Raw genomic sequence first — 6,849 nt, 5'->3', positions numbered from 1 at the left:
AATGTTTCTGGATCACCGTCCAAGGCCGGGAAGACCCAGGACGGTGAAGATTTCCAAAACCCGATATCCAGTGGATCGCAAGGCTGCTCCGCTTAAGTGAACAGCATTACCGCATCGCGGGGCTTTTCGTTGGCTGGCGGGTCAGCGCCGGGTTGGCAGCGCCGCGATCACGTCTTCAGCCTGCAGGCCTTTGTCGCGCTGCATCACGGAAAACTCCACGCGCTGGCCTTCCACCAGAACGCGGTGACCTTCGCCGCGGATGGCACGGAAGTGCACGAAGATATCTTCGCCAGCGTCGCGAGAAATGAAGCCGAACCCTTTCGAGGTGTTGAACCACTTCACGGTACCGGTTTCGCGATCGCCCAGGTCTTGCTGCGGTACGGACCTCTTTCTGTCGAAGCGCAGGTTGGTACCCAGATGCAGAGCAACGGCCAGGGAGATGATCATCAGGCTGAACAGCAGGGCAGGCTGCTCGGCGATGAGCGGCAATGGGGCGAGCAGAATCAGCGCTTGCAGCAGTGTGCCAAGGATCAGCAGGGCGCACGCCAGGTTTTGCAGGTGTTGACGGGCATTGCTGTGCCACAGAGGAAATTGCGTAGCCAGCAGCAGGTTGAGAAAGCCAAAGAGCGCCAGGCACAGCGCATCGGGGTGTTGCAGGAACGACTGGCCGTCATTGAGGCCAGGGGTGATGGATAACAGCAGGGCCGAAAGCCCCACCAGCAGGTGGACGATTTTCAACATGTTCAACGCACTCACTCGATAAAAGGATCACCAGGAACAGCTGGCTCCACGCGATTTGCCGTGACGTAAGGGCGATGAAAGTTCGGGAGGGCCAGCCTATGCGCCGGCCCATGAGTCGGGATGGCGGCACGGAGCGTATTTAACAGCAAAGAGAAGGGCTACTCAAATGGGCAGCAGCTATGTTGCGGGTGTGGCGGGCTGACACGAAACAGGGCTGCCGTGGCAGCCCTGTTGGCGGAGCGATCAGGCAGCCAGCAGGCTGCGCAGCATCCACGCGGTTTTTTCATGGACCTGCATGCGCTGGGTCAGCAGGTCGGCGGTCGGCTCGTCGCTGACCTTGTCGAGCAGCGGGAAGATGCCGCGCGCAGTACGTACCACCGCTTCCTGGCCCTGCACTAGCAGCTTGATCATCTCGTCGGCGCTTGGTACGCCTTCTTCTTCCTTGATGGAGGAAAGGCGCGCGTAGGCTGCGTAGGTGCCCGGTGCAGGGAAGCCCAGAGCGCGGATACGCTCGGCGATGGCGTCGACGGCCAGTGCCAGCTCGGTGTACTGGGTTTCGAACATCAGGTGCAGGGTGTTGAACATCGGACCGGTAACGTTCCAGTGGAAGTTGTGGGTCTTGAGGTACAGGGTGTAAGTGTCCGCGAGCAGGCGCGACAGGCCTTCGGCGATGGCTTCGCGATCCTGTTCGGCGATACCGATATTGATTTCCATGGTTGCTCTCCTAACTGGGCCAATGGGTAAAGAGTCGATGGCAAAAAGCCTATCATGACCGTTCGTCACATGCTCCGGGTTCGTCTCAATGACGGCCATGCTTTGAATCAATCGCAGCGCATCGGGTTCACCTCTTTTACTGGGGTGATGGCGCATATCACGTGCTGCGTCCTGTCAATAAAGGCTATATAATTCCGCCCTTTTCACGCGTGCGGCTCAGGCGCTTTGCCCAAATGGCAGGCGATGTCGACGAATTCAGAACCGATCAGAGAAGCGAACCCGATCATGATGCGCAGCCACTATTGCGGCCAGTTGAACGAAAGCCTGGATGGCCAGGAAATCACCCTGTGTGGATGGGTTCACCGTCGTCGTGACCACGGTGGCGTGATCTTCCTCGACATCCGCGATCGCGAAGGCCTGGCTCAGGTCGTGTTCGATCCGGATCGTGCCGACACCTTCGCCAAGGCCGACCGTGTGCGCAGCGAGTACGTGGTCAAAATCACCGGCAAGGTGCGCCTGCGTCCTGAGGGGGCGCGCAACGCCAACATGGCGTCCGGCGCCATCGAAGTGCTGGGTTACGAACTGGAAGTGCTGAACGAAGCGGAAACCCCGCCGTTTCCGCTCAACGAGTACACCGATGTGGGTGAGGAGACGCGTCTGCGTTATCGCTTCATCGACCTGCGTCGCCCGGAAATGGCCGAGAAGCTGAAGCTGCGCTCGCGTATCACCTCGAGCATTCGTCGTTACCTGGACGACAACGGCTTCCTGGACGTCGAAACGCCGATCCTGACCCGCGCCACGCCGGAAGGTGCACGCGACTACCTGGTGCCGAGCCGCACCCACGCCGGCAGCTTCTTTGCGCTGCCGCAATCGCCGCAGCTGTTCAAGCAGTTGCTGATGGTCGCCGGCTTCGACCGCTACTACCAGATCGCCAAGTGCTTCCGTGACGAAGACCTGCGTGCCGACCGTCAGCCGGAATTCACCCAGATCGACATCGAGACCAGCTTCCTGGGCGAAGCCGAGATCATGCACCTCACCGAGACCATGATCCGCAATCTGTTCAAAGAAGTGCTGGGCGTGGAGTTCGGCGAGCTGCCGCACATGACCCTGGCCGACGCCATGCGCCGTTTCGGTTCCGACAAGCCGGATCTTCGTATCCCGATGGAGTTGGTCGACGTTGCCGATCAGCTCAAGGACGTCGACTTCAAGGTCTTCTCCGGCCCGGCCAACGACCCGAAAGGTCGCGTTGCCGCGCTGCGCGTGCCAGGTGGGGCGAGCATGCCGCGCAAGCAGATCGACGACTACACCAAGTTCGTCGGCAACTACGGCGCCAAGGGCCTGGCCTACATCAAGGTCAACGAGCGCGCCAAGGGCGTGGAAGGTCTGCAGTCGCCGATCGTCAAGAACATTGCCGAACCGAACCTCAACACCATTCTCGATCGCGTTGGCGCCGTTGACGGTGACATCGTGTTCTTCGGTGCCGACCGCGCCAAGGTGGTCAACGATGCCCTCGGTGCACTGCGCATCAAGCTCGGCCACGACCTGAATCTGCTGACTGCCGAGTGGGCGCCGCTGTGGGTCGTCGACTTCCCGATGTTCGAAGAGAACGACGACGGCAGCCTGACCGCCATGCACCACCCGTTCACCTCGCCCAAGTGCTCGCCACAAGAGCTGGAGGCCAACCCGGCCGCCGCCCTGTCGCGGGCCTACGACCTGGTGCTCAACGGCACCGAGCTGGGTGGTGGTTCGATCCGTATCCACGACAAGGCCATGCAGCAGACCGTGTTCCGTGTGCTGGGCATCAGCGAAGACGAGCAGCAGGAGAAGTTCGGCTTCCTGCTCGACGCCCTCAAGTACGGTGCTCCGCCCCATGGTGGCCTGGCTTTCGGCCTCGACCGTCTGGTGATGCTGATGACCGGCGCTTCGTCGATTCGTGAAGTGATTGCCTTCCCGAAAACCCAGAGCGCGGCCTGCGTCATGACCCAGGCGCCGGGCGTGGTGGATGGCAAGTCGTTGCGCGAGCTTCACATTCGTCTGCGCGAGCAACCCAAAGCCGAATAAGCCGACACAAGAAGCCTGGTTATCCAGGCTTCTCTGCTAATGGGGTGGAGAGACTCGAACTCTCACACCTTCGCAACCAAGCAAAAAGTTGGAGTTGAATATGGCCGGTCATTCCAAATGGGCCAACATCAAGCACCGCAAGGGGCGTCAGGACGCCAAGCGCGGCAAGATCTTCACCAAGCTGATTCGTGAGCTGACGGTCGCCGCCAAGCACGGCGGGCCGATTCCGGCGGACAATCCGCGGCTGCGTCTGGCCGTCGACAAGGCGTTGACCAACAATATGTCGCGTGACGTGATCGACCGTGCCATCGCCAGAGGCGCTGGCAACAACGAAGCCGACAACGTCGTCGAGTTCAGCTACGAAGGGTACGCGCCGAGTGGCGTGGCGATCATCGTCGAAGTGATGACCGACAACCGTAACCGTACCGCTGCCGAAGTGCGTCACGCCTTCACCAAGTGCGGCGGTAACCTGGGCACCGACGGTTCGGTCGCCTACATGTTCGAGCGCAAGGGGCAGATCGGCTTTGCCTCGGTAGACGAAGACGCCTTGATGGAAGCGGCGCTCGAGGCCGGTGCCGACGATGTGGAAATGGGCGAAGAGGGCGCAGCCCTGGTGTCGACCAGCTTCACCGAGTTCCATGCCGTCAACGAAGCCCTGGCGGCTGCTGGCTTCAAGGCCGAGGAGGCGGAGATCGCCATGATCCCGTCGATCAGTGCGCCGATCACCGATCTGGAAACGGCGCAGAAAGTCTTCAAGCTGATCGACATGCTCGAGGACCTGGACGACGTGCAGAACGTCTATCACAACGCCGAGGTTTCCGACGAAATCATGGAGCAGTTGGGCTGATCCAGCGCTGCATCCGAGCCGGAAGCTTGCCGTCGGGCGCTTCCGGCTTTTTTATGGGCGCGTTTCGGTGGCCGGCAGTTCGGCTGGTGCGAATCCTTTGAGTGACGGCTGCTGCCTGAGGCCCCTATACTCGCGCCTGGATAAATAGACAGTGTGGCGGCCAATGCCACAGGTGGATGACGGGCATGACGCTGATTCTGGGAATCGACCCCGGTTCCCGCATTACCGGCTACGGGGTGATACGCGATACCGGGCGTACCTGTGAGTACGTGGCCTCTGGGTGCATTCGTACCGGCGCGGGGCCGTTGGCCGAGCGCTTGCAAATCGTGTTTCGTGGCGTGAGCGAGGTGATTCGCACCTTCGGGCCGGTGACCATGGGCATCGAGCAGGTATTCATGGCGCGCAATGCCGACTCCGCACTCAAGCTCGGCCAGGCGCGTGGCGCAGCCATCGTCGCGGCGGTCGAGGCGGGTCTCGAGGTCAGCGAGTACACCGCCACCCAGGTCAAGCAGGCGGTGGTCGGCACCGGCGGCGCCGACAAGGAACAGGTGCAGATGATGGTCATGCATCTGCTCAAGCTGGTGAAGAAACCCCAGATCGATGCCTCCGATGCGCTGGGTATCGCCCTGTGCCACGCCCACCACCGGCAAAGCCTGATTCCCCATGGTCTGGCCAGCGCCAAGCGGCGTGGCGGTCGGCTTCGTTTGTAAGCAGTCGTTCAGGTCGCTGGCGGCTGGTTGCCGCCATGCGTGACTTCGGGCGGTATTGAATCTTCTATGTGAGGAATGCGTCGGTGATCGGACGTTTACGCGGCACCCTGGCGGAAAAGCAGCCGCCGCATTTGATTCTGGATGTGAATGGTCTGGGCTATGAACTGGAAGTCCCCATGACCACGTTGTACCGTTTGCCCCCCGTAGGCGAGCCGTTGACCCTGCATACCCATCTGGTGGTGCGCGAGGATGCTCACCTGCTTTACGGCTTTTTCGAGAAGCGCGAACGCGAGTTGTTCCGCGAGTTGATCCGCCTCAATGGCGTCGGCCCCAAATTGGCCTTGGCGCTGATGTCCGGATTGGAGATCGACGAGCTGGTGCGTTGCGTGCAGGCCCAGGATACCGCGGCGCTGGTGAAGATCCCCGGCGTCGGCAAGAAGACCGCCGAGCGTCTGCTGGTCGAGCTCAAGGATCGCTTCAAGGCCTGGGAGGCTGTACCTGGCATGGCGCCACTGGTGGTTGAACCTCGTGCTGGAGGCGCAGTCTCAAGCGCGGAGAATGATGCGGTGAGTGCGCTTATCTCGCTGGGCTACAAGCCTCAGGAAGCCAGTCGCGCCGTTTCGGCAGTCAAAGAAGATGGATTGAGTAGTGAAGACATGATCCGCCGCGCGCTGAAAGGAATGCTCTAGATGCTCGACGCCGACAGGTTGGTGACGGCGGGCACTCGCGACCGCGACGAGCAGGTCGACCGCGCCATTCGTCCGCTCAAGTTGGCCGAGTACATCGGTCAGCCGGTGGTGCGCGAGCAGATGGAGCTGTTCATCCAGGCGGCGCGCGGGCGTAAGGAATCACTCGATCACACCCTGATCTTCGGCCCGCCCGGCCTTGGCAAGACCACCCTGGCCAACATCATCGCCCAGGAAATGCAGGTCTCCATCAAGAGCACGTCGGGCCCGGTGCTCGAGCGCCCGGGTGACCTGGCAGCGCTGCTGACCAATCTCGAGCCGGGCGATGTGCTGTTCATCGATGAAATCCATCGTCTCTCGCCCATCGTCGAGGAAGTGCTGTACCCGGCAATGGAGGACTTCCAGCTCGACATCATGATCGGCGAAGGCCCGGCAGCCCGCTCGATCAAACTGGATCTGCCGCCGTTCACCTTGGTCGGCGCTACCACGCGGGCTGGCATGCTGACCAATCCACTGCGCGACCGTTTCGGTATCGTCCAGCGCCTGGAGTTCTACAACACCGAGGATCTGGCCACCATCGTCAGTCGTGCCGCTGGCATCCTCGGTCTGCCCATCGAAGCGCGCGGCGCCGTGGAGATCGCTCGCCGTGCGCGCGGCACGCCGCGGATCGCCAACCGCCTGCTGCGTCGCGTTCGCGATTTCGCCGAGGTCCGAGGTCAGGGTGCGATCACCCAGCAGGTCGCCGACCTGGCGCTGAACCTGCTGGATGTCGATGAGCGCGGCTTCGATCACCAGGATCGCCGCCTGCTGCTGACCATGATCGAGAAGTTCGACGGCGGCCCGGTGGGCGTCGACAGCCTGGCTGCAGCGATCAGCGAAGAGCGGCATACCATCGAGGATGTGCTCGAGCCGTACCTGATCCAGCAGGGTTACATCATGCGTACACCGAGAGGGCGCGTGGTGACCCGTCACGCCTACCTGCACTTCGGCCTCAACGCACCGAAGCGCATGGACGAGCGCCCGACGCTCGACCTGTTCAATGATGGAGACGCGCCATGAAAAAAATACTTGCGCGCCCGATTGGCAAGAC

At 61.6% G+C, this 6,849-nt stretch carries 7 protein-coding genes and 1 pseudogene; 5 read left to right on the top strand and 3 right to left on the bottom strand.

What is annotated here, in order from left to right:
- Positions 1-141 precede the first annotated feature (141 nt).
- From BVH01_RS24720 to BVH01_RS20630, 3 genes and pseudogenes are all read right to left on the bottom strand, one after another.
- Positions 142-366: a cold-shock protein gene (locus BVH01_RS24720; RefSeq protein WP_167359775.1), complete on the bottom strand. Its 225-nt coding sequence runs from the start codon at positions 364-366 to the stop codon at positions 142-144.
- 57 nt (positions 367-423) lie between these two features.
- Positions 424-741, bottom strand: a pseudogene (locus BVH01_RS25100) (cold shock domain-containing protein membrane protein); the annotation flags it as partial.
- 243 nt (positions 742-984) lie between these two features.
- Positions 985-1,455 carry a Dps family protein gene (locus BVH01_RS20630; RefSeq protein WP_075932113.1) on the bottom strand — a complete coding sequence of 157 codons (471 nt, stop codon included), beginning with the start codon at positions 1,453-1,455 and terminating at the stop codon, positions 985-987.
- 285 nt (positions 1,456-1,740) lie between these two features.
- On the opposite strand from BVH01_RS20630, the gene aspS reads away from it, so the two are divergent.
- The 5 genes from aspS to ruvB all read left to right on the top strand — a co-directional run bounded on the left by aspS (position 1,741) and on the right by ruvB (position 6,818).
- Positions 1,741-3,516 carry an aspartate--tRNA ligase gene (gene aspS, locus BVH01_RS20625; RefSeq protein ID WP_075932112.1) on the top strand — a complete coding sequence of 592 codons (1,776 nt, stop codon included), beginning with the start codon at positions 1,741-1,743 and terminating at the stop codon, positions 3,514-3,516.
- Between the two features lie 100 nt (positions 3,517-3,616).
- Positions 3,617-4,363, top strand: coding sequence for a YebC/PmpR family DNA-binding transcriptional regulator (locus tag BVH01_RS20620; RefSeq protein WP_075932111.1), 747 nt, complete (start codon positions 3,617-3,619; stop codon positions 4,361-4,363).
- A 185-nt stretch (positions 4,364-4,548) separates the two neighbouring features.
- Complete coding sequence (ruvC, locus tag BVH01_RS20615) at positions 4,549-5,073, top strand: crossover junction endodeoxyribonuclease RuvC (RefSeq protein ID WP_075932110.1); 525 nt, start codon at positions 4,549-4,551, stop codon at positions 5,071-5,073.
- Positions 5,074-5,156: 83 nt separating this feature from the next.
- Positions 5,157-5,762: a Holliday junction branch migration protein RuvA gene (gene ruvA, locus BVH01_RS20610; RefSeq protein WP_013790635.1), complete on the top strand. Its 606-nt coding sequence runs from the start codon at positions 5,157-5,159 to the stop codon at positions 5,760-5,762.
- The gene (gene ruvB, locus BVH01_RS20605) at positions 5,763-6,818 is read left to right on the top strand and encodes a Holliday junction branch migration DNA helicase RuvB (protein WP_075932109.1); all 1,056 of its coding nucleotides are present in this window, start codon (positions 5,763-5,765) and stop codon (positions 6,816-6,818) included.
- Positions 6,819-6,849 lie beyond the last annotated feature (31 nt).

The sequence above is a fragment of the Pseudomonas sp. PA1(2017) genome (genome assembly GCF_001945375.1).
In the GTDB taxonomy this organism is placed as follows: domain Bacteria; phylum Pseudomonadota; class Gammaproteobacteria; order Pseudomonadales; family Pseudomonadaceae; genus Aquipseudomonas.
The sequence above is the reverse complement of the archived record's forward strand: the minus strand, read 5'-3'. Positions and strand labels throughout refer to the sequence as shown.

Bases quoted from the DNA above. Each gene is read 5' to 3' on its own strand.
- BVH01_RS20620 (WP_075932111.1), top strand. From the start codon at position 3,617: ATGGCCGGTCATTCCAAATGGGCCAACATCAAGCACCGCAAGGGGCGT.
- ruvB (WP_075932109.1), top strand. From the start codon at position 5,763: ATGCTCGACGCCGACAGGTTGGTGACGGCGGGCACTCGCGACCGCGAC.
- aspS (WP_075932112.1), top strand. From the start codon at position 1,741: ATGATGCGCAGCCACTATTGCGGCCAGTTGAACGAAAGCCTGGATGGC.
- BVH01_RS20630 (WP_075932113.1), bottom strand. From the start codon at position 1,455: ATGGAAATCAATATCGGTATCGCCGAACAGGATCGCGAAGCCATCGCC.
- ruvC (WP_075932110.1), top strand. From the start codon at position 4,549: ATGACGCTGATTCTGGGAATCGACCCCGGTTCCCGCATTACCGGCTAC.